This window comes from Rhodococcus sp. IEGM 1372, from assembly GCF_030056835.1.
Lineage (GTDB): Bacteria > Actinomycetota > Actinomycetes > Mycobacteriales > Mycobacteriaceae > Rhodococcoides.
The window spans coordinates 135,682-156,489 of sequence record NZ_JASHKS010000005.1 but is presented as its reverse complement, the minus strand read 5'-3'; the positions used below and the strand labels follow the sequence as shown (position 1 = coordinate 156,489).

Below are 20,808 nucleotides of genomic sequence, written 5' to 3'. Positions count from 1 at the left end.
GCGGAGATCGCCAAAGAGAGCGTTGTGCAGCCCCGACAGATGCCACGTGCTCCCCCTCCTCTGCACTCGAGTGCTCACCATCGGTCAGCACATGAATCCGATCCAGACCAATCCGAATGTCGACTGGTATCGAATTTAAATAGTCCCACGGAGGTAGAGCTACCACCACACGAGCGGCGCAGATCACAAATCAATAACAGCGTTAAATGTGTTTACCACACCGAAGCTGACGGCGCGACACCAGACGTCAGGCAGGGGGCATAAGCCGCCAGATAGCTGAAAAATGTTACGTAGCAACTGAATTGGGCTCGCTTTGTGACATTTAACAAGACTCTCAGTTGTTATCCGGCAAATGTGTGTACGAGGCACGACGCACGGCTCGAATGCCAGACCGGTACACGTGATAAGTAACTTAAATCATGCCGAGCGCCGAGTACAAATCAGAAACCGGTATCAACAACCATTATCGCCCGTAAGAAGCGGACAATAGGTAACAATTCATTCCAATGAATGACTCCGCCGATCAAATCGCGGCAATAGCGATCAGGGACGTCCCAGCCCGCGATAGTTCCACCCGGCCGCCCGCCACTGCTCGGGGTTCAGGCAGTTGCGCCCGTCGATCAGCGTCTTGTTGCGTACCGCACCCTCCAGATCCTTCGGAGCGAGGGCCTTGAATTCTTTCCACTCCGTCAGCACCAACACCACGTCAGCACCCTCGCAGGCTTCGAGCGCTGAACTGCTGTAGGTCAGGGTGGGGAACAGTGCGCGGGAGTTCTCCATCGCCTTGGGGTCGTACACGTTGACCGCTGCACCCTGGAGCTGGATCTGGCCGGCGACGTTCAGGGCCGGTGAATCACGGACGTCGTCCGAATCGGGCTTGAAAGCCGCGCCCAGCACGGCAACTCGAGCACCGAGCAAAGACCCGCAGGCCTCACGTGCCAGCTCGACCATCCGAGTGCGGCGGCGCATGTTGATGTTGTCGACCTCGCGCAGGAACGTCAGAGCCTGGTCAGCGCCCAGTTCACCGGCCCGCGCCATGAAGGCTCGGATGTCCTTGGGCAGGCAGCCTCCGCCGAAGCCGATGCCGGCATTGAGGAATTTGCGGCCGATGCGCTCGTCGTGGCCGATGGCGTCGGCGAGCACCGTGACGTCGGCTCCCGCAGCTTCACACACCTCTGCAATGGCGTTGATGAACGAGATCTTGGTAGCCAAGAATGCGTTGGCTGATGCCTTGACCAACTCGGCCGTGGCCAGATCGGTGACCAGAAACGGGATCTTCTCGTCGAGCAGCTGCGCGTACACCTCGCGGGCGAGATCCTCCGCGCGCCCCGGTCGGGCACGATCGACGCCCAGCACCAGACGGTCGGGGTGCAGAGTGTCCTTGACGGCGAAGCCTTCGCGCAGGAACTCCGGATTCCACGCGACCTCGACGCCGTCGCCGGCCGGCGCGAGTTCACGAGCCATCTTGCCGAGCCGCTCCGCCGTTCCGACGGGAACGGTCGACTTACCGAAGATCACAGCCGGCTCGGTGAGCAACGGCGCGAGAGTTTCGATGACCGAGTCGACGAACTTCATGTCGGCGGCGAACTCACCCTTTTTCTGGGGAGTACCGACACCGAGGAAGTGCACCTCCGCAAAGTCCGCAGCTTCCTGGTACGACGCGGTGAAGCGCAGGCGTCCGGCTGCGATGTTGCGCTGCAGCACCTCCTCCAGACCGGGCTCCCAGAACGGGACCTCACCGGCTTCGAGCTTCGCGAGCTTCGCCGGGTCCACGTCCACGCCGAGGACCTCGTGTCCGAGCTCGGCCATGCACGCGGCATGAGTGGCACCGAGATAGCCGGTACCGAACACTGTGATCTTCATACTTTCGATTCCCCCGTGGTTTGCCGTTGGACTACCTGTATCGACCGATGGTTGCGACAGCAAGATCGTAGCCACATGGTCGTCCGGGGGCAGGGCGGGAGCGAGCGGGGCTGCCTCAGCGAGGAACCGGAAATTGGGGGGTCTCGGGTACTTCGACGGCTTCGACACACGCGTGAATAAAGTGTGCGAACGTCCCGTGTTCGGCATGGATCATTCCAGTCACGCATCCCTCCGTGCTGTCAACACTCCATCGACCGAACACGTCGCTCGGCTTCGGCCCCGGCATCGACTTCTTGCATCCCCATCCAGGACAGGAGATTCGATTTGAAGCGGTCCTTGTCGAAGTCACGCGCCCGGAGGATCGAGCTCGCGCGGGTCGCCTGCACAGCCCGGTGCAAGGCCGCATCGATATCGGACGCATCATCGATATCGCAGGTGGCACCCGTGACGCCGTCGACAACACTCTCGGCGGCACCCCCGACCCGGTTGGCCAGCACCTTGCCGCCCGCTGCCATGGCCTCGACCGGCATGATTCCGAAGTCCTCGACTCCTAGGAATGCGAACACGAGCGCGCGCCGATAGAGCGCGAACAACATCTCGTCCGATACCCGGCCCAGGAAAACCGCTCGAACGCCGAGCGAGTCGGCCAGCTGACGGAGCCGGGACTCGTCCGGCCCAGCTCCGGCGACCACGACCGAAAGACCGTTGCGCGCGGCCGCCTCGATTGCCGCGTCCTGACGCTTGTAGGCCACCAAGCGCCCAGCGGTGAGAATGAAGTCCGCGGGAAGTTGCGCGAGAGTGAGGCTCTCGTCATGTGTGACGTGCGACGCCCAGTTCGGGACGGCTTGAATGCGTTCCACGTCGACGGGGGGATATATGACATGTGCGTCCTGACCCCAGGTGGTCCGCATCCGATCGGCAATGAAATTACTGTTCGCAGCCCACGACGCCGGTGCCTGTGCACGCGCTTTGTCCATCCGGCGGAACAGCGGTGCCGCAGCCTTCACATGCGCTTTTTGTCCACGTGGATCGAGAGTGGCCGCCCACAGGTAACGGGCAGGGGTGTGAACGTAGACGAACCTACGACGATCGGTACGACCACGACTACCCGCGTGATGAGCAAACAGGTGCGAGCTGATCAACATCCAGTCGTATTGCGAGGTGTCCGTCATTCGCCACACCAGAGGCAGAGCAGCCATGGCCAGTTGCTTGTTCCGACGCAGAGGAGTGCGCGCAATCACACTCTCGTGCACCGGATTGTTCGGATATCGGCCGGGCGAATCATCCCACGAACAGATTATGGGCAGACCGGGAAACAACTCGGCGAATGCGTCGAGAACCTTCTCCGCACCTCCGGACTCCTCGATCCATTCGTGAACGAGAACACCGTCGCCGACAGTCGAACCGGCTGCGAGATGCACATGACTACTGTCCATCGGAAAACCTCTCTGGCTGCATCGCCCCGACGCAAACAGATCACCCTCGAGTTCCACTTCGATGTGGAACGACTTACGGCATCCACGCCGCGCTTGACAGACAGACTGCTGCCCGTCAGAAGTATGCGTCACCGGTCGCTTCGATGACGGTTTTGACGATATTCTTCGAGCCGAATATGTTAGACGTCACAATCAGAAGACCCGACCCGAAAGTACGGTAAGCAGAGAACATGCGAAAACAGGCCGTACTTCTGACGATGCTGTCCTGCGCTCTGCTGACGACGTCGTGCGCCGAGGAATCCGCCTCCACCGAACGAGCGGCGGACTTCGTACGCTATCCCGCCACCAGTGAGGCCACGGACGTCGCGCCGGTTACCCCCGTGGAAGACACCGAGCTGAACGCAATTCTGGCCTGCCAGGAACAGATTCTGGGTAAGCTCGTAGCCCCCCAGACGGCAACGTGGGGAGAACAGCGCGCTCAACGCGAAGGAGTGGACCCGGAGATCACAAACAGCGTCCGCACCGGCGGTTACACGGGTGAGTACGACTGGGTGGTGATCGGCACCGTCGACTCCACCAACCTGGCCAACACACGCGAGAAGACCGAATACGTCTGCGTGACAACGATGTCACCGGAAGGCGCTATGAACGGCACAGTCCTCCGAGATCAGGTTCTCGGCCCGGTCTGACGCGTCGACCTCTCCTACGGGCGGACGTCGTCCAACGCGGCACTCACCGCCGGGGCCAGCGTCACCGCTGCAGTTTCCGAGATGTGGCGGTCATCGCGGTAGAGCAATTCGTTTCCGGCGAGCGGGAAGCACGTATCGACCGAACACAGCAGATCTGCCGCATCGATGAAGGTACTGCCCGATGCGGTACTCACCGATTCCATGGCCGAATCGAGTTCGGGATCCACGGCGTCCCGCCGATCGAGTGTGCAGCTGGCCGTATCGTCCAGATGTGCGGACAGGCACACCGCCGGTGCCCGGGTCCACGTCGGAGTGTCTCCGATAGTGACCACCTTCGTGGTTCCAGCCAGCGCTGAGACCACTCTGCCGAAGCCCGCAACATAGTCGGCCTCGAACTCACCGGAGCCCGCGTACAGGTCACGGTAGCCCGCCGCATAGCCACTGACGACCACCATCGCCGGATTCAAATTGTCGATCTCTGCCAGAGCATTACGACGGAACTGGTCACACTCCGGGAACGGCCGGTTCAATTGATACGCATCGATGGGCACGTCGGCCGGGGTGCAACCGGACTTGGTCATCGCCACCAGCCGCATGTCGCGTTCTACAGCGTAGGCCTCGAGTGCCGGAAACCATTGGGAGGCACGGGAATCGCCGAACATCACCAGAACCGAGTCGGAATCGACGTTCCCGTACACGCAGCCTTTGCTGGTCACGTCCAGATACGCCGCCTCGCAACCATCGTCGTACACCGCGGGAATGTCGTCGAGCGACTCCTCCAACGTCGGCGTCACGTTGCGCGGAACACTCGACGGAAACAGGGTCCCGCTCGCGACGTCGGCAGCGGTCGGCACCGCCGCGTCACCCCCTCCGTACAACTGCGGCACGCGAGAGACACCCAACCCGGCCACCACGGTCACCACCACGAGGGCCAGTGCCAGAACAGCATTGAGCGACTTCCTCTTCACCAGAATCGGCAGCGCACGCATTGGCTCTTCGACCAACGTGTAGCCGAGCCAACCCAACAGGACCGACAACACGCCCAGCGTCAGTCCTTCCGGCAAGGTCAGCGGACGATCCCAGACGATCGCCGGAATGATCATCAGCGGCCAATGCCACAGATACGTCGAGTACGAGATTCGTCCGAGCCACCGCATCGGCCCGCGGTCGAGAAGGAACGCCGCACCCCGCGCCTCGCCGTCACCGACGATCACCGCGGCGGTCGCGATCACCGGAACCAGTGCCAGCCAACCGGGGAATGCCATCGAGTTGTTCATCGTCAATCCGCCGACGATGAACAACGCGAAACCCGCCCAGCTGACGACGATCTTGCTCTGCGTCGAGATACGAGAGACCCACGGCCACGCCAGAGCCAGCAGCCCGCCCACGCCCAGTTCCCATGCGCGGGTGGGCAATGCGAAGAAGGCCCAGCCCCGGGAGATGCCCGTGAGCCACACACACAGGACAAACGACACCGCCACCAGAAGCGACAGCACGATCGCCACGTTGCGCCGCCTGTTGCGCGCCCACTTGACGCTGAGCAGGAAGATCACCGGCCACACCAGATAGAACTGCTCTTCGATGGCCAGAGACCAATAGTGTTGAAAGACAGACGGAGTGGTATCGCTGAGATAGTCGGTACCGATCCACGCGAGCCACATGTTGGTCACGTTGAACGCACTCGCGAGACCATCCTTGGCAACCTGCGTCAACAGCAGCGGAGGCAGCAGCACCTTCGATGCAATGAACGTCGCCACGATGACCACCGATGCGGCCGGTAGCAATCGACGAACCCGTCGGGCATAGAACGTCCGAAGCGAGACCGTGCCGGTTTTGTTCGCCTCGGCCATCAGCAAACCTGTGATCAGGAAGCCCGAGATGACGAAGAAGATGTCGACCCCGATGAACGATCCGGGCAGCAGACCCACACCTGCGTGGTACGTCACCACCAGAATCAGTGCGAAAGCGCGGAGCCCTTCGATGTCACGCCGAAAAGGTGCCTTGGCCTTCGCCGCCGGATGCGGTGCAGCGGCGGAGACGACATGCTCGGTCAACGTCGAGTCTCCGCGTCAATCAGTGCTTGGACGCGCGAGAGTCGGCAGAACCGGACCTCGAATCGTCCACAACGGTATCGGCCTCGAACTTGACCATCGGCTCCGAAGCGCCGCCGTAGCGGTCGGTCTTGCTTCTCTTGCTTCGCGTCTTGGTTTCGGTTGGGGCACTGGGCACGTCGGTCGCTCGAACCACGGCCTCGACCTTGCCGAAATCTGCGATCACGCCGGCCGGGTCCGGAATGCTGTTCGTCAGCGACTCCAGATCTGCCACCGAGACCCTGTTCAATCCGACCACCACGACGGTGACGTCACCGTGCGCGGAGATCACAGCCGCATCGGTGACGGCCAGAGCAGCCGGGGAATCGATGACGACGTAATCGAATCGCGAGCGCAGATCGGCGATCACCGCTGCCATGTCGACCGATCCGAGCAACTCGCTCGGGTTGAGAGGGGCCGGGCCACCGACCAATACCGTCAAGCCCTCGTCGGTGACCGACACGGCATCTTCCAGCGCGATCGCTCCTTGAAGGACCTGTGTGAGTCCTCTGTTGCCATCGATACCGAGCAGAGCGGCAGCGTCAGGATTTCGAAGATCTCCTTCGACGTAGACCGTCCTGGACCCGCTGATCGCGATAGCCCTCGCGAGGTTCAACGCCACGGTGGTGCGCCCCTCGGCTGGAGTGGCGCTGGTGACGGTGACCACCAGGGCAGCATTCGTGGACGACAGATACCCCACGCGAGTGCGCAACTTGCGGAACGCCTCTGCCGTGGCCGACGACCGGGAATCGAAGTCGACCAGCCCCGTCGAGCCGAGCTTGCGGTCACGCGGTATCTCGCCGAGCAATGGCGCACCGACAGCACCGGCCGCATCCTTGGGCGAGGACACCTTGTTGTCCAGACGGAACCACAGCATCGCGATCGCGACGCCGACCACCAGCCCGGCACCACCACCGAGCGCCAGGTAGCGAATCAGATTCGGTGCGATCGGGGTCCCGGGCAGGGCGGCAAACTCCGTCTGAGTAACTTTCACGACGGACGGCGGTGCCCCGGGAGGCGACTGCAGCTCGCCGATGTAGGCGATCGCATTCTCGGCGACGGCGTCGGCCAAGTCGCGTGCGCCCTCACTGGTGTCGCTGGTGGCTGCGATGGTCACGGCCACGCCGCCGGTGGGAAGTGTGACGCCCACCTGCCCGGCCAGCTCGCCCGGCGCAACCTCGAGGCCGAGCTGCAGCGCGGTACGACTGAGCACCTGCTGGCCGACGATCAGTGCGGTGAACGACGACGCCTGCTGCTGCGCCAACGCGTTGCCCTGGTAGGCCGAGACGACGTTGCCCTGATCGCCTGTAGAAACGAACAACTGCGACGTCGCAGCGTAGGTGGGAGTTTCGATCATGAACCCCGCATAGCCGCCGGCCAGCCCGATGGCCAGTGCAGCGACAACGGCGTACCATCTTTTGACCATTGCCCGCAGATAATCCATGATGTCCACCGCAGTAGTATATGAACGAATTTCGTTTCGTGAACTCCCGAACGACATCCATTCAGACGAGATCTAAATCTCATCTCATCAATTTGTGGCGCGGTCCCCCTCACTTTCCCTCACTTATTGCCGTGTTAACGAACTGGAGATTTCCACGCCATGAAACTGCGGAAAACTGCGCCCCTCCTCGCGCTACTGATGACGGCGGTACTCGGCGGCGCGTGCTCGTCCGGGGCAGTGGAGAGGGAATACGGATCGGTCGACGCCCCTGATCCGATCCCCCGCGGCGACATCGTGGACTTCGCCCCATGGACAACCGACTACCTGCCGCTCGCCGACAACACGACGTCTCTCCTACGGATCCGCTACGAATCGTCATCAGGCCTCGACGCCGACAGCCACACTGTCTCGGCCGTTGTCGCTGTCCCCGTCGGCGCGCCCCCGCTCGGCGGGTGGCCGGTCGCGGCAGTGGCGCACGGGACCACCGGCATCACACAGGACTGCGCACCATCGTCCAACCCAGGACTGTCCGGTCTGGCCGCCACGGTAGCCGCATTCGTCGACCGCGGTTACGTCGTGATCGCTACGGACTACCAGGGACTCGGTGAACCCGACACCCATCCCTACCTCGAACCGAAAACCGCCGCGTACAACGTCATCGACTCCGTCCGCGCCGCTCGAAATCTCGTGCCCGGAGCATCGGGACGGTGGATCGCCTACGGGGGCTCACAAGGAGGCCAGGCCGTGTGGGCAGCCAACGAGGAGTCGGTCACCTACGGTGCCGGACTCGACCTCACGGCCGTCGTTGCACTGTCGCCGGCCGCGGATCTCACCGCTCTGGGATCTGCCGCCGAGAACGGAACCCTCACCACCGAGCAACTCTCGGTGTACCCCCTCATCGTCGCCGGCATGACCACCGCGTATCCGGACGTCGAAGCACAGAGCTTCATACACGGCACACCGCTCGATTCCCTGCCGACGTTGCAAAGCTGCACGGGCGCGAACCAGAGAGACAAGGACCGCGTGCTCAACGAGTCGAAACCGACCGACTTCGAACCCGCCGACCAGTCCGCGACCGACAGGTTGAATTCCTGGCTCGAGGCGATCCGATTGCCGAAAGCGATCGCGCCCGCTCCCATGCTGGTCATCTACGGCGGCAACGACGGCCTCGTACTTCCCGGATGGGTCGAGGGCGCGACCGAGCGGGCCTGCAGTCAGGGCGCGTCGATCGACCTGTTGCAGCAACCGATGGCCGGCCACGCCGTCAATCCGGTGCCTGCCCTGGACTGGCTCGCCGCGCGGGTGGACAACCGGCCGCGCGGCGAGCAGTGCCCGGGCATTCTTCAGTGATCTGGCGATACGCCGTCGTCACCCCACGGCCATTCCGGCCGCGGCCCGAATGTCGTTGAACGCCTGCTTGGGTGTGAAGTCGCGCTTGAGCAGACCGAAGTTCGACTCGGCGTCACCGGCATTGGTTCCGGTATTACGGAACGTGTGGATGAACACCCCGGCGACATACGGGAGCTTGCCCGCTTCGCGCAGCGCCGCAAGCACTATCTCGGACTGCTTGGCTTCGGTGGCGCCGTTCGTCTGAGTCGGGACGCCGAACTCGGTGATCCAGATCTTCTTTCCGCCGTCACCCTTGGAGTTCATCAGGGCGTACAGCTGGCTGATCTGAGCCCAGTACACCCCGGCCGGCGGCGTGACTCCCGCTGGGTACGGGTGCAGTGCAAGGCCGTCGAAGAACGGCTTGCCGCCGTTGCTGTAGAGGGCCCGCGCAAACGCGAGCGGAGACGACCCGAAAGCCCAATCGGCGGAATTCGCCAACCCGGCAGCAATCACCGTCGATTGTGGTTGCACGGCTTTGATCGCAGTGTAGGCGGCCTTCAGAGTCGGTAAGTAGCTCTTCCCGGTCGGTGAGGGATTGTGGAAGTACGCCAAGTTCGGCTCGTTCCAGATCTCCCAAGTGGAGATCCGATTGCCGTACCTGGTTGCAGCAGCAGCAGCAAAATTGCCGAACTCGTCCGGATTCCGCGGCGATCCGAGCGTGTACGCGTTCGCCTGCGGGTTCGTCGCCCAGGCCGGCGCGTAGGTCGGCAGTCCCAGAATCGCCAACCCACGGGCAGCCGCGGCATTGACCAGCCTGTCGATCGGAGCCCAATTTCTCTGTCCCTGAACCGGTTCTACCTTTTGCCAACTGATCTCGAGCCGGATCCACGATCCGCCAACGGATCGGATACCGTCCATCTCGCGACCCAGATCCGCGTCGGACATGGTGTACACCGTCGAACCGTTCGAGAAGCCGAACGGCTTGAGACCGGGCGCTTGATTCTGCGCTTGCGCACTGGGAATCATGCCGATGGATAGAAGGCCTGAAATGGCCAGAATGCCCGCTATGCGTGCTGACGATCGTAAACCTCGCTGAAACTTGAAACGTTCGATGCGCATGGCGATCAGATACTCACTGTTCGGTGACCTACGGTCTTTTCCCCCCGAACACGCCGATGGGCCCCGGTCCGAAGACAGGGGCCCAACTGATTTAGTTCTAACATAGTGACGGAGTTCCGGTGCACCCAATGCGCAACTCCGCGCCGCAGCGTTGGACGCAGACGAAATAGATCGACGAGGAGTCAGCAATTGAATTCGAGTTCCCCCAGAGCCAAGCGACGGCTGTTGACGACGGTCCTCGCGGTGGCCCTGTCGGTAACGGCATGTTCGAGTGGAAGCGCTCCTGAGGTAAATCTGGATGGCGCGGTGCCCACGCCGCCGGCAGGCGACGATCGCGGTGCGATCGTGTCCTCGGACGTCTTCGAGACCGACTACAAGCCACTGGCGGGTGCAGCGCTTCGCTTGGTCCGCTACAAATCCACCTCAGGTGTCGACGGGACCGAAAAAACTGTCTCCGCCGTTGTGGTCGTACCCAGTTCCGCGCCACCGCAGGGCGGTTGGCCGGTAGTGGTGTACGGACACGGAACCACAGGAATCAAACCGCAGTGCGGTCCGTCGAACGACCCGACCCTGATGGGCGGTGTCGCCGCAGCTGCCGTTCTGGCAAGCAAGGGGTACATCACTGTCCTGCCCGACTACCAGGGCCTCGGCACGGTGCAGGACGGCGACATTCATCCCTATCTCGAACCGATGACCGCCGGTTACAACATGATCGACGCCGCCCGCGCCGCCCGTTACCTGGTACCGAACACCTCCACCCGGTGGGCCGCATACGGTGCCTCGCAGGGCGGCCAAGCAGCCTGGGCAGCAAATGAATTGAGCTCGACCTACGGTGCCGGACTCGACCTCGTCGGTGCCGTTGCACTCTCACCGATCACCGATGCCACCGGACTCGTCGACGCCGCAGTTGCCGGCACCCTGACAGGCGCTCAGAAGCTCGTCATGCCGATGCTGCTCGAGACGCTGGCGGAATCGGACCCGACCATCGAACTCGGCAACTACATCCACGGTGAGGCACTGGCCAAGAAGGATCTGCTCACCACGTGCCTGAATGTGAACCCCGAGGCCATAGACGCCGTCGGCCGACAGATCTACGCACTGGACTTCGCGCCGTCGACCCCTGAGTCCGATGCAGCCCTGCGGGCCGTGTTGACGCAACGGGCATTGCCCAAGACCCCGACGCAAGCACCGATGCTGGTGATCTACGGCGACAAGGACGACACAGTCCTCCCGGAGTGGACAACTACGTCGATCGCCGAGGCCTGCGCGCAAGGCGATGTCATCGAGTCGATCCTCCAGCCCGGGAAAGGGCATGCCGTGGACCCGACGCCTTCCGTCGACTTCCTCGACGAGAGATTCGCGGGAGCCGCTCCCACCAACTCGTGCTGACCTTTTTTGCGGAGCTGTGAGGGGGGAGCTCGAAGGCCACCCGCGTCCTCGGCCAACGATGAACGATCCACGTGGCCGCGAATCCGGCGACTGAGCCGGCAAGAACATAGATCGGGAACGTGACCCAGGCGCTGCGCAGGTCCACTGCGTTCACCACCAGCACAGCAACGATGATCGCGGGGTAGTGGATGCAGTAGAAGATCAACGAGTTCGATCCGACGTACACGAACATTCGGGCAACCGGGCCGTCACCGACCGTGAAACCGGATGCCGTCGCCATACAGATCGCGCACAAGACCAGTACCGCATAGGCGGGGTGGAACCGGATCTCGATCCCGAGAAAGCTGGCCACGGACGTGCCGATCGTGATCAGGACAAGGAGCGGCAACGCATACCTGTTCCGCCCTATCGCCCGCCAGATACCCGGATTGAGCGCAGCCCAGTATCCGATGATGAAGAACGGCCACAGGTAGAACGGTCGGACGTTGAACCCCGTCGTCGCCAACCCCAACGCCACTACACAGCTCAGTGCCAGGGCCCAGAAGGGAGCCTTCTTCAGCATGAAGGCAACCGCGTAGAACACCAGCAGACACCACAGGTACCACGTGTACAGCTCCGGTTGCACCGCGATCCGCACCAGTGGTCCGGGTGCCAGTTGACCGACCATCCCGACTGTGATGAGCGACCACACGACATACGGCCATGCGATCCGACGGAGCTTGCCACTTGCGAACCGGCGCAGCGGTTTCTGCAGTGACTTGCCGAGCAGCATGCCCGACAGAAAGATGAGCAGCGGCATCCGGAACGGCGAGAGGATGTTGTTGAACTGCCACAGGATCTGCGGTGCGGGCTGATCGAACCAGGTGAGTGCCTCGACGGCATGGTGAACGATCACCGCGAAGATCGCCGCACCGCGCAGCACGTCCATCCAGAGCGCTCGAGTCGGCTTCGAGGCTCGTGGCTCGATCTCGGCGGTCATGGTGCCACCGGGGCACGCGACTGCGAGGGATTGCGGGCACTTTCAGGTAAGTCGGGTCCGGTGGACAGCGCAACGAGGAACCCCGCCAGACACACCATGGCCGTCATCCACGAGGTGCCCTCCCAGAACTGAATGGTGTCCAGCAGGTTCGGATGTGCTCGCCACACCTCGACGATATTGAGCGCCGACAGCGGCACGACGAAAATTCCGCAGTAGACCAGAAGGCTCCCCGGGAATCCGAAGGAGGTGGCCACGTAGGCCACGACCACGGACGCGACGACGAAGATTCCGACGAATACCGCCATGTCGAAGTTGCCGCCGACCATTCGGTTCAACTTGAAGTACACGTGCATCGGGCCGTCGTAGGTGAAGCTCCGCGAATCCCAGATCATGTACCCGAACCACCAGATCAGACTGATCGAAGCGCTGATGGCCGCCAGCAGCATCGAGCTTCCCCGGGACCCGCGCCGGAAGAAGATCGGCAGGCCGAGAGTGAGGAACGGAAATCTGAACTGAGACACCACGATGGTGGCAGGAACCAGGATCCACACCGCAAACTTGCTGTCCGACAACGTGAGTGCGATCAGAGCAGCCAACGCGAAGCCGAACGTCAGGAAGTCGTTGCCATTGGCCAGAGACAACCAGAACCCAGGCGTCAACGCCAGCAGAACCATGAATCGGTTGAGCGTCGGCATTCCCACGATGCGGCCGATCACCAGCAGGCACACGCCGATGAGCAACGACATCGTCAGCGGGTACCCGATCAACGCCACGGGGGCATGGGCCACCAACCAGCCCGGGCCGCAACTCATCGCATTTCCTGTCGACATCTGGGACGAGTCGTACGGCCACTGCCCGGCGAACATCCGGTCCACACCCACCGCTAGGCACTCGCCCTGGTCGCTACCGCGCCCCTCCCCGCGCAGAGATGCCAGGCGTGGCTGAACCACCGCGACCATGACCAGCACTGCAAAAATCGTCAGCGGCCCCAACCATCGGCTGAATCGAAGAAAATAACGATGGAAGAACGGCAGCAAACACGCCGCGATCAGCACCACCAACAGGATCGGACCCGGCAGCGGCAACAGCGAACCGATCAAGTCGGCCTTCGCGAAGACGGCAATCCCTGTGACCACTCCGCATCCGACATAGACGCCTGTCGTCACGCGAGGCGAAAGCTCGCGTGTTTTCACTTGTCCACCGCGACATCGGCAGCCAACGGCACCGATCCCTCCGCCTGCTTTCGTTTTCGATTACGCAGATTCATGAACGGCTTCTCCAACAGCTGATAGGACAGTGTGCCGACGATCAGAGTGGCAGCAAGCCCCACCGGCCAGTTCTGCAGTACGCCCCATGGCGTCAGCAGAAACATCTGCTGCCACAGGTACATGCTGTAACTGGCGATTCCCAGCCACTTGATCAGCGTGAAGTTGAACAGTCGGCCGAAGAGGGTGTCGTGGTGGAAGACAGTCAGAGCGATGATGGCGACGATTGCGATGTTCTGGATGGAGAAGCCGGCAACCAGCATGAACTTCTTGCCGAGGAGCAACTCACCGAACAGCGAGACGACCAGACCGAGAACCGCTACCGCTCCGATCGGCCAGGGCTTGGTGAGCAATTTCTGCACCCGATCGGTGTGCCAGACGAGGGCGAGCAGGCAGCCCATCGCCAACGTATCGAACCGAACGTGGAACTGATAGATCATCGTGTCGCGCAAGCCCGGCAACACAAAGTAGCTCACGACGCGGACCACCGGTGCGGCGAGGATCGCCACGGCGAGGGCCCTTGGCAAGTTCTTGTACCCGATGGCCAGGATCACCAGCGGCCACACCAGGTAGAACTGCTCTTCCAGCGAGAGCGTCCACGTGTGCCCCAGCACGGCGTCGGCGCCCTGATCCAGGTAGTTGGTGACGAAGAGCAGCGCGGACGCCAAGTTCACCGGTGCCACGTCGACGTAGCCCAGTGCGCCCAGCACGGCGGTGGTGGCAACCAAGCCCCACAGCGCCGGCCACAGGCGAACGGCCCGTCGAATATAGAAGTTCTTCAACGAGATCGACCCCGAGCGCTGCTTCTCTCGCACGAGAACAAGTGTGATCAGGAAGCCCGACAGCTGAAGGAAGGTCGACACAGCGACCATGCCGATGTGGTGAACGGAGATGTATGCAGCGGTCTCGGCCGTGATGCGGAAGAGCACGATGTGCACCACCAGAACGGTGAGCAGCGCGTACCCGCGAATGCCGTCGAGCGAGGGAATCCTCTTGTCGCGACCCGTGCCGACTGTCGGCGGTTGTACCTTCGTGACCACAGCGATTCCGCCCCGCTCTAGATCCAGTATCGACGATAAGGTTTCAGATTCTTCTGGCCACCCGGATCGCGATGTTTGATGAGCTTCGCCGGATTGCCTGCGTAGATGCCGTTTTCCTCCAGCACACCGAATGCGACCGCCTTGGCACCGAGGACCACACCGTCCTTCAAGACCGCACCCGACATGACAGTCGCCCCCGTGCACAACCACACCCGATCACCGATCGTGGTGGGCCGGTACCGCGTGCCGTGGTCGGGGTCGTTGGGATCATGATCTCCGCTGTGGATGGTGACGAACGGTGCCATGTCCACGAACGAACCGATCTTGATCTTGCCTCGGCCGTCCAAGTGCGAGTGATACCCGATGTTGGTGTTGTCGCCGATCTCGATTCCACCGAGATCCGAGACGAACGTCCACCGCCCGATGACGACATCGCGGCCGACGACCCAGCGCATCAACGTTCGGGCAGAAAAATTCCGCAACCGTTGAATCGGGATCCTCAGCACGAAATTTGCGAAAGCCACGCGAGTCTCGACGGCAAACCGCCGCAATTCTCCCACCATTCCGTTCTCGCTCATTCGACGAGGGTACGAAAGATTTGTTACCGCGGCGATTCGACCGCCGTGAGATTCTTCATAGTTTGCTCCGTATCGGGCTTTGCGCGCCTGGCCAGCCACGCTGTTCGCATCACCGATCCGAATGCCAACGCACCGATCAGACCGTTCGCCGTCGCGAACGGATTCAGACTCAGACTGAACACCACGAAGAACACAGCCACCGAGGACGCGCCGGTCGCCGACGGATCCAACCGAATCGACAATGCGTCGATCATGACCTTGACGAACAGTGCGACCACCGCGATCGCGACGAACGGGCCTGCCTTGAACAACACGTCGACGAACATGTTGTCCAGATTCACCGTGCCGCCGCCGGCGATACCGCCTTTGCCGAGCGGATAGAGCATGGCCTCGGGCGCGAGTTGAAGCAGCTTGAGCCGCGTCTGCGCAGAACCGTCGGTGCTGGCGTCGAACTCGGTCAGTCGATTGGCGTTGAGGATCGACGAATCGTCACCGAACTTGCCCACCACCGTCACCACGAGGTACCCCGCCGCCACTGCGATTCCCACCGGGACGACGCGGCTGATTCCACCGCGCCCGGAGATGGCCATCCACGCGAGAGCTGCAGCCAGACCGAGCAACGCAGACCGTACCCCCGTCAGCACCAGCGCGAAGGCCATCGCACCCATCCCCGACAGCAGGAATACCTGCGTGGCAAGGTTTTTCGTCGCCCGGATTCTCGCGATCGCGGCCAACAGCGCCGCCGAGAGCACAGCCGAGAACGACGCAGGAGACTCTGCCGTTCCGAACACCCGAAGCTCCTGGACGAACGGCTGCCCGATGCTGTTGAGTTTGGACGAGAGCATCCACAATCGGTCCCACTCGAACAGCAGGAAGAACTGCGCGATGCCGTACGCCGCCACGATGGTTCCGATGATCGGCAGGAGCTTTTCGACGGTGTCCCACACATCGGGCAACCGGCCGCCGCGGACCTGAACCACGATCAACAGCATCGAACACTGCACGATGAGCGTGAACAGTGACGGCACCGCGAACAACTTGTGTGCAATGTTCGCCAACACGAAGACGCCCACCGTCACATAGACGAGCCGCTGCCAGATGTCGCGGGGGCCGTCGTACTTCTTGTCCGCATACAGCAGGGCCACCACCGCGAGCAGAACCGGGAGCAAGACCAGCGGATCTGCGTCGATGCGCCCGTCGTCGGCGAGGATCCGGCGCACGAAAGCGCCGAAACAGGTGATCAGGGCGGCTACCACCAACGACGTCTTGGGACGCCACGCGATCGCCGCCATCAGCACGAAAAGGAAAACGATGTACATCTGGTAATTCAGCGACGATCCCATCACCGCGAAGACGAAGACGAAGAACGCCGCTCCGCTCAACTTCAGGAAGAGAACGACGGCGGCTCGATGCCGGTCCCATCGGCGCGCAAGCGCATACATGGTCACGTGTCAGGTCCCCTCTACGACGACGGATGGTTCGCGATACATCCGCCGGGTCACGATCTCGAGCCCCACACAACGCACAGCGGCGCAGACCAACGCCACGGACGCCGCCTCGATGCCGGTCAGTCCGTCACGCCCCAGAAGCACCAAGCCGGCGAGTGCGACGATGGCCGTGATCCACGACGGCCGCACCAGCTTCTCGGGCTTGCCGATACCGGCGAAGTACGAGATGTCGACGACGTAGCGATCGTTCAGAATGCCCGCCAGGACGAGCAACGCCATGATGGGACGCAATCCCTCGAACTCCGGCCCGAACACCAACCCGACGAACGGCGCGCCGATGGCAATGACCACGATGCCCGACGCCGTGCTCAGCAGCACGCTCCTGCGCCTCGTCTTCTTGTGCAGCAGAGCCAGATCCGACGCCTGGTCCGCATTGCGCGAATCGGGGTACATCATCACACCCACAGCGCGCGAGAGTGGATTGGCCACCAGCACTGCGGTGGTCGCGACCGCATAACGGCCCAGCTCGGCCGGAGTGGACATCACCACCATCAAGACCTGATCCATCCGAGCCGTCACTGCATCGGATGCCGCCGACGCCCACCGTGGGAGTGCGTACGAGAAAACCACACGTGATTGGCCCCACGCGACGCTCTTGCTCAGCCTGGGGATCAGCAAACCGATCGCGACCAGAATGTAGACGACCATCGAGCCCAGATACACCGCAATCGCGCTCTCGACCGACAACGTCCCGGTGAGGGCAAGCACCACAACGCCGATGCTCGGCAGCACGAGCGGCGTCGCACGCAGCAGATTCCACAGATGCATCCGCGACTCTGCGTACGCGATTTCCTGCGAGCAGTAAGCCACGCCGACGAACGGCAGCAACACGGCAACCACTCTGAGCCCGGTGGTGACGTACGCCGGATAATTGTCGGCGAACCACGGGGCGACGAACCACAGGACAATGCCTGCGACCGCGCCGAGGACGGCAGAAAGAACGGCCGCAACCGACACCGTCGACGAACGGTTCTTCGAGGACATGTACCCGGCCGCGTTCGGCACGCCGAGGTACACCAACCACGCCAGCACCGTCAGAGTCACCATGACCGCGGTGACGGCACCGCGCCCGTCGGCACCGAGATGCCGAGCGATCAGCACGCCACTGACGAGCCCCATCAATGTGGTGCCCGCCTCGGTGCCCGCGACTCCGAGTAGCTTCTTGTACTTGCCGCCGATTGCCATAGTTGCCTCGTATCGTGTGCGAACGAGCGCGCCGCCGCAACTCGGACCGACCGAAGCGTGCCGCCGCGACGAAAATTCGGACCGTCGACGGCATACTGCCGGTGTGGCCAACACCCTGTACCTGACCCACTCGGCTATACCCGCAGGCGCCGAGCTCCACCTGATGAAACTGCTCGAGCATGCCGACAACCACGCCGAGGTCTCCTTCGCAGTCGATGGGCCGGTGGTGGATCAGTTTCGGCAGCGAGGAATCGATGTCGACGTGTTCGGCGGACCCTCGAATGCCCTGTCCATCAAACGTGCCGACACCGGTTCGACTGCACGCCTACGCGCGCTTGTCGGCCTGGTGCGGTACGGATGGGAATTGGGCGCTCAGGTTCGGCAGCGCGACTGCACGCTGATCGTGGCGTGGACGATCAAGTCGCTGCTGTACGGAACCATTGCATCGAAGCGGGCGCGGGTGCCACTCGTGTGGTGCGTCAACGATCGCCTTTCACCCGAATACTTCGGGCGCGCAGCATCTTTCGTTCTATCCAGGCTCGCGACCATTCTCCCGCGCGCCTTCATCGTCAACAGCCGCGCGACGCTCGACACCGTCGACACGCATGGGAAGCCCGTCCTGATCGCGCCACCCGGCCTCACCGTGAGCGGAGAACAACGAGTCCGATCTGCGGTGACAATCGTCACGATGGTCGGACGGATCGCGCCATGGAAGGGACAACTCGAATTCGTGCGGGCATTCGACGCGGCATTCGCAGGCACGGACGTCCGCGCCGTTGTCGTCGGTGGGCCACTGTTCGGCGAGGACGAGTACTTCGACGACGTCCGGGCAGCAGCAGCGGCAAGCCCGTCGGCGCAACGAATCAGCTTCACCGGGCACGTCGAGAACGTCGGCGAACTACTCCTCGAATCCGACGTCCTCGTTCACGCCTCGATCATTCCCGAACCCTTCGGTGCCGTCGTCCTCGAAGGACTGGCCGCAGGCAATGCCGTGGTGGCGACTCGACCGGGCGGCCCCGCCGAGGTGATCACCGACGGACAGGACGGCTTGCTCACACCATGCGGCGACGTCGCAGCCCTGACCGACGCGCTCGAGCGTCTACGAGACAACCCCGCGCTGGTGGAGCGGCTGTCTTCCGCTGCCACCACACGCGCGCGTGATTACGACATGGAAGCGATCTCGAGGTCGATGCAGACCTGGCTCGACACCGTTCTCGACAAAACGGCACGGGGAGTGACCTCGGCGGTGTGAGGTGCTGGGGCCCAGAGGCTCACAGGATCGCTCGCCACTGCTCGGCGGTGCGCCGCCAGGACACGTTCTGTTCGGCCCATCGATATGCGTTCTCGCCCTGCATCTTTCGAGCATCCTCGTCGACTGCAAGCGATTCGACGAGATCCGGAAAGCGACTACGTTCGTGAGCGAGGAGCAACGCGCTTCCGTACCACTCGACATCGGTGTCGACACCCGCCGTGGACACAACGGCCCGACCTGCCGCCAACGAGTTGGCAATCGTCGACCGACGGCCGGACGCACCGTCGGTGAACGGCAGCAAGATGATGTCCGCCTCGAACAATTCTTGCGTGACCACATCCTCGGCGCAGTACCCCAGCACGTTCGCCCGAGGGTCGGGCGCGGCAGCGGTTCCCACCACCCGCAGCTCGTACGCGACGCCGATCGAGTCCAGTCGATCGAGAGCGTCCACGATGAGCGAGAAGTCCCGTGAAGGATGCGAGGACCCGAAATGCAAGAGTCGTAGTACGCCACCGACCTCGGGCGAACCTCGTTTGATACCGCGCAGCGTCGGAGAAATCGGAATGACGTCGATTCGGTTGCGCACCCAGGGAATTCGGGTGCCGAGCGACTGCGCGCGCGGCCAGATCGTCACGACCGATCGATGAGCGAACGAGGCCGACAAGGCAACGATCAACCCTTGGATCGGCAGCAGGAACCGAGTCCTGAGCCGCGCCTGATTCGACGCCATCTCGTGGAACAACACAACCAGATTGTCGGTGTGCCACCGAGCCACCAGCGCCAGCATCGGAAACCACACCGGTACGCCCTGCTTCTGATACATGTGCGGGACGTAGTGGAGCACGACGGCGTCGGGTCGCACCGACCGAAGGACGCGCCAGACACGCGACGGCGTCCACCGCTCGATCTCGACGATCGCCGTGCTGCCGGACGGCTCTCGCCCCGGCCACGGCTGGGTCAGAACGGTGACGTCCCAGTCCTCGGTGTCGCCCATGACCTCGTCTATCCAGAGGGTGCAGTAGTCGGCCACGCCTCCAGGTTCGGGCGGAAACTCCTTGGACACGACGAGCAATCTGCGACGCATCTAGTCGGCGTCGAGCGTGCGCAGGGGCTTGGCGGGGATGCCGCCGTACAGAGTGTTGGGTTCACAGTCCTTGGTCACGATCGCACCGGCCGCGATCATGCACCCTGCACCGATGGTCACGCCGGGAAGAATCACCACGTTGGCACCGACCCAGGTTCCCGCTCCGATCGTGATCGGAGCCGCCTCGACGATTCCCCACCGATCGTGTGCCGGGCCCATGGTGTGACTCGCGGTCACCAGACATACGCCGTAGGCCAGTCCGACATTGGCTTCCATGGTGATCGGCGCATGCGCATCCAACGTCACGTTCGCGTTGATTCCGCATCCGCGGGCGATGCGCAGGTTGGATATCTCGCCCTCGATGTGCAGGTGCGGGTACACCGCTACGTGTTTGATCCCAGCACCGCCGATCCGCATCAGCAGAGCTCTCGCCCGAAGGCTCCACACCGGATGGGCGGCAACTCCATTGATCCAGAAACGCTGTAAGGCTCGCATAACATCCGGACGTTACCGTGGAAGCGACCCGCTCTCCATCCGAGTGATCTGCGTCTCCTTCAG

At 62.7% G+C, this 20,808-nt stretch carries 17 protein-coding genes; 4 read left to right on the top strand and 13 right to left on the bottom strand.

Translation table 11 applies throughout. The annotated features are described in order from the left end of the window. Nucleotides 1-543: 543 nt before the first annotated feature. Nucleotides 544-1,863 carry a UDP-glucose dehydrogenase family protein gene (locus QM590_RS08635; RefSeq protein WP_269594569.1) on the bottom strand — a complete coding sequence of 440 codons (1,320 nt, stop codon included), beginning with the start codon at nt 1,861-1,863 and terminating at the stop codon, nt 544-546. A 239-nt stretch (nt 1,864-2,102) separates the two neighbouring features. Continuing rightward, nucleotides 2,103-3,299: a glycosyltransferase gene (locus QM590_RS08630; RefSeq protein ID WP_269594568.1), complete on the bottom strand. Its 1,197-nt coding sequence runs from the start codon at nt 3,297-3,299 to the stop codon at nt 2,103-2,105. 230 nt (nt 3,300-3,529) lie between these two features. Here QM590_RS08630 and QM590_RS08625 point away from each other — a divergent pair, with 230 nt between their 5' ends. Beyond that, on the top strand, nt 3,530-3,988 hold the full coding sequence (locus QM590_RS08625) for a hypothetical protein (protein WP_269594567.1): 459 nt from the start codon (nt 3,530-3,532) through the stop codon (nt 3,986-3,988). A gap of 14 nt (nt 3,989-4,002) precedes the next feature. Here the strand turns inward: QM590_RS08625 and QM590_RS08620 are convergent, their stop codons facing one another. Next, nucleotides 4,003-6,042, bottom strand: coding sequence for an acyltransferase family protein (locus QM590_RS08620; RefSeq protein WP_269594566.1), 2,040 nt, complete (start codon nt 6,040-6,042; stop codon nt 4,003-4,005). Nucleotides 6,043-6,061: 19 nt separating this feature from the next. After that, nucleotides 6,062-7,522, bottom strand: coding sequence for a tyrosine-protein kinase domain-containing protein (locus QM590_RS08615; RefSeq protein ID WP_269594582.1), 1,461 nt, complete (start codon nt 7,520-7,522; stop codon nt 6,062-6,064). Nucleotides 7,523-7,681: 159 nt separating this feature from the next. On the opposite strand from QM590_RS08615, the gene QM590_RS08610 reads away from it, so the two are divergent. Next, nucleotides 7,682-8,872, top strand: coding sequence for a lipase family protein (locus QM590_RS08610; RefSeq protein WP_269594565.1), 1,191 nt, complete (start codon nt 7,682-7,684; stop codon nt 8,870-8,872). 18 nt (nt 8,873-8,890) lie between these two features. On the opposite strand, the gene QM590_RS08605 is transcribed toward QM590_RS08610, so the two are convergent. After that, nucleotides 8,891-9,877, bottom strand: coding sequence for a cellulase family glycosylhydrolase (locus QM590_RS08605; RefSeq protein WP_269594564.1), 987 nt, complete (start codon nt 9,875-9,877; stop codon nt 8,891-8,893). A gap of 399 nt (nt 9,878-10,276) precedes the next feature. On the opposite strand from QM590_RS08605, the gene QM590_RS08600 reads away from it, so the two are divergent. Further along, nucleotides 10,277-11,359, top strand: coding sequence for a lipase family protein (locus tag QM590_RS08600; RefSeq protein ID WP_269594563.1), 1,083 nt, complete (start codon nt 10,277-10,279; stop codon nt 11,357-11,359). Here QM590_RS08600 and QM590_RS08595 read toward each other — a convergent pair. Genes QM590_RS08595 through QM590_RS08570 form a run of 6 tightly spaced genes read right to left on the bottom strand, consistent with a single transcriptional unit; the run spans nt 11,250 to nt 17,914 of the window. Further along, nucleotides 11,250-12,338, bottom strand: coding sequence for an acyltransferase family protein (locus QM590_RS08595; protein ID WP_269594562.1), 1,089 nt, complete (start codon nt 12,336-12,338; stop codon nt 11,250-11,252). The genes QM590_RS08600 and QM590_RS08595 overlap by 110 nt on opposite strands. Then, nucleotides 12,335-13,531: a hypothetical protein gene (locus tag QM590_RS08590; RefSeq protein WP_269594561.1), complete on the bottom strand. Its 1,197-nt coding sequence runs from the start codon at nt 13,529-13,531 to the stop codon at nt 12,335-12,337. Before QM590_RS08590 ends, QM590_RS08595 begins: the two co-directional genes overlap by 4 nt. Beyond that, the gene (locus QM590_RS08585; RefSeq protein WP_269594560.1) at nt 13,528-14,643 is read right to left on the bottom strand and encodes an acyltransferase family protein; all 1,116 of its coding nucleotides are present in this window, start codon (nt 14,641-14,643) and stop codon (nt 13,528-13,530) included. The genes QM590_RS08590 and QM590_RS08585 overlap by 4 nt, the downstream gene beginning before the upstream one ends. Nucleotides 14,644-14,660: 17 nt before the next feature. Then, complete coding sequence (locus tag QM590_RS08580) at nt 14,661-15,221, bottom strand: acyltransferase (RefSeq protein WP_269594559.1); 561 nt, start codon at nt 15,219-15,221, stop codon at nt 14,661-14,663. A 23-nt stretch (nt 15,222-15,244) separates the two neighbouring features. Then, the gene (locus tag QM590_RS08575) at nt 15,245-16,669 is read right to left on the bottom strand and encodes a hypothetical protein (RefSeq protein WP_269594558.1); all 1,425 of its coding nucleotides are present in this window, start codon (nt 16,667-16,669) and stop codon (nt 15,245-15,247) included. A gap of 3 nt (nt 16,670-16,672) precedes the next feature. Further along, nucleotides 16,673-17,914 carry an oligosaccharide flippase family protein gene (locus QM590_RS08570; RefSeq protein ID WP_269594557.1) on the bottom strand — a complete coding sequence of 414 codons (1,242 nt, stop codon included), beginning with the start codon at nt 17,912-17,914 and terminating at the stop codon, nt 16,673-16,675. A gap of 103 nt (nt 17,915-18,017) precedes the next feature. Between QM590_RS08570 and QM590_RS08565 the strand changes: the two genes are divergently transcribed. Beyond that, nucleotides 18,018-19,166 (top strand): glycosyltransferase family 4 protein, encoded by a 1,149-nt coding sequence (locus tag QM590_RS08565; RefSeq protein WP_269594556.1) that lies wholly within the window; start codon nt 18,018-18,020, stop codon nt 19,164-19,166. Nucleotides 19,167-19,185: 19 nt separating this feature from the next. Here QM590_RS08565 and QM590_RS08560 read toward each other — a convergent pair whose 3' ends face one another. Both QM590_RS08560 and QM590_RS08555 read right to left on the bottom strand, forming a co-directional pair. After that, on the bottom strand, nt 19,186-20,250 hold the full coding sequence (locus tag QM590_RS08560) for a glycosyltransferase family 4 protein (RefSeq protein ID WP_269594555.1): 1,065 nt from the start codon (nt 20,248-20,250) through the stop codon (nt 19,186-19,188). Then, entirely contained in the window at nt 20,251-20,745 is a 495-nt protein-coding gene (locus QM590_RS08555) for an acyltransferase (protein WP_269594554.1), read from the bottom strand. Between the last annotated feature and the right edge of the window lie 63 nt (nt 20,746-20,808).

Coding starts and splice junctions, on each gene's coding strand:
- QM590_RS08635 (WP_269594569.1), bottom strand. CDS start 1,863: ATGAAGATCACAGTGTTCGGTACCGGCTATCTCGGTGCCACTCATGCC.
- QM590_RS08630 (WP_269594568.1), bottom strand. CDS start 3,299: ATGGACAGTAGTCATGTGCATCTCGCAGCCGGTTCGACTGTCGGCGAC.
- QM590_RS08625 (WP_269594567.1), top strand. CDS start 3,530: ATGCGAAAACAGGCCGTACTTCTGACGATGCTGTCCTGCGCTCTGCTG.
- QM590_RS08615 (WP_269594582.1), bottom strand. CDS start 7,522: ATGGATTATCTGCGGGCAATGGTCAAAAGATGGTACGCCGTTGTCGCT.
- QM590_RS08610 (WP_269594565.1), top strand. CDS start 7,682: ATGAAACTGCGGAAAACTGCGCCCCTCCTCGCGCTACTGATGACGGCG.
- QM590_RS08605 (WP_269594564.1), bottom strand. CDS start 9,877: ATGATTCCCAGTGCGCAAGCGCAGAATCAAGCGCCCGGTCTCAAGCCG.
- QM590_RS08595 (WP_269594562.1), bottom strand. CDS start 12,338: ATGACCGCCGAGATCGAGCCACGAGCCTCGAAGCCGACTCGAGCGCTC.
- QM590_RS08580 (WP_269594559.1), bottom strand. CDS start 15,221: ATGAGCGAGAACGGAATGGTGGGAGAATTGCGGCGGTTTGCCGTCGAG.
- QM590_RS08570 (WP_269594557.1), bottom strand. CDS start 17,914: ATGGCAATCGGCGGCAAGTACAAGAAGCTACTCGGAGTCGCGGGCACC.
- QM590_RS08560 (WP_269594555.1), bottom strand. CDS start 20,250: ATGCGTCGCAGATTGCTCGTCGTGTCCAAGGAGTTTCCGCCCGAACCT.
- QM590_RS08555 (WP_269594554.1), bottom strand. CDS start 20,745: ATGCGAGCCTTACAGCGTTTCTGGATCAATGGAGTTGCCGCCCATCCG.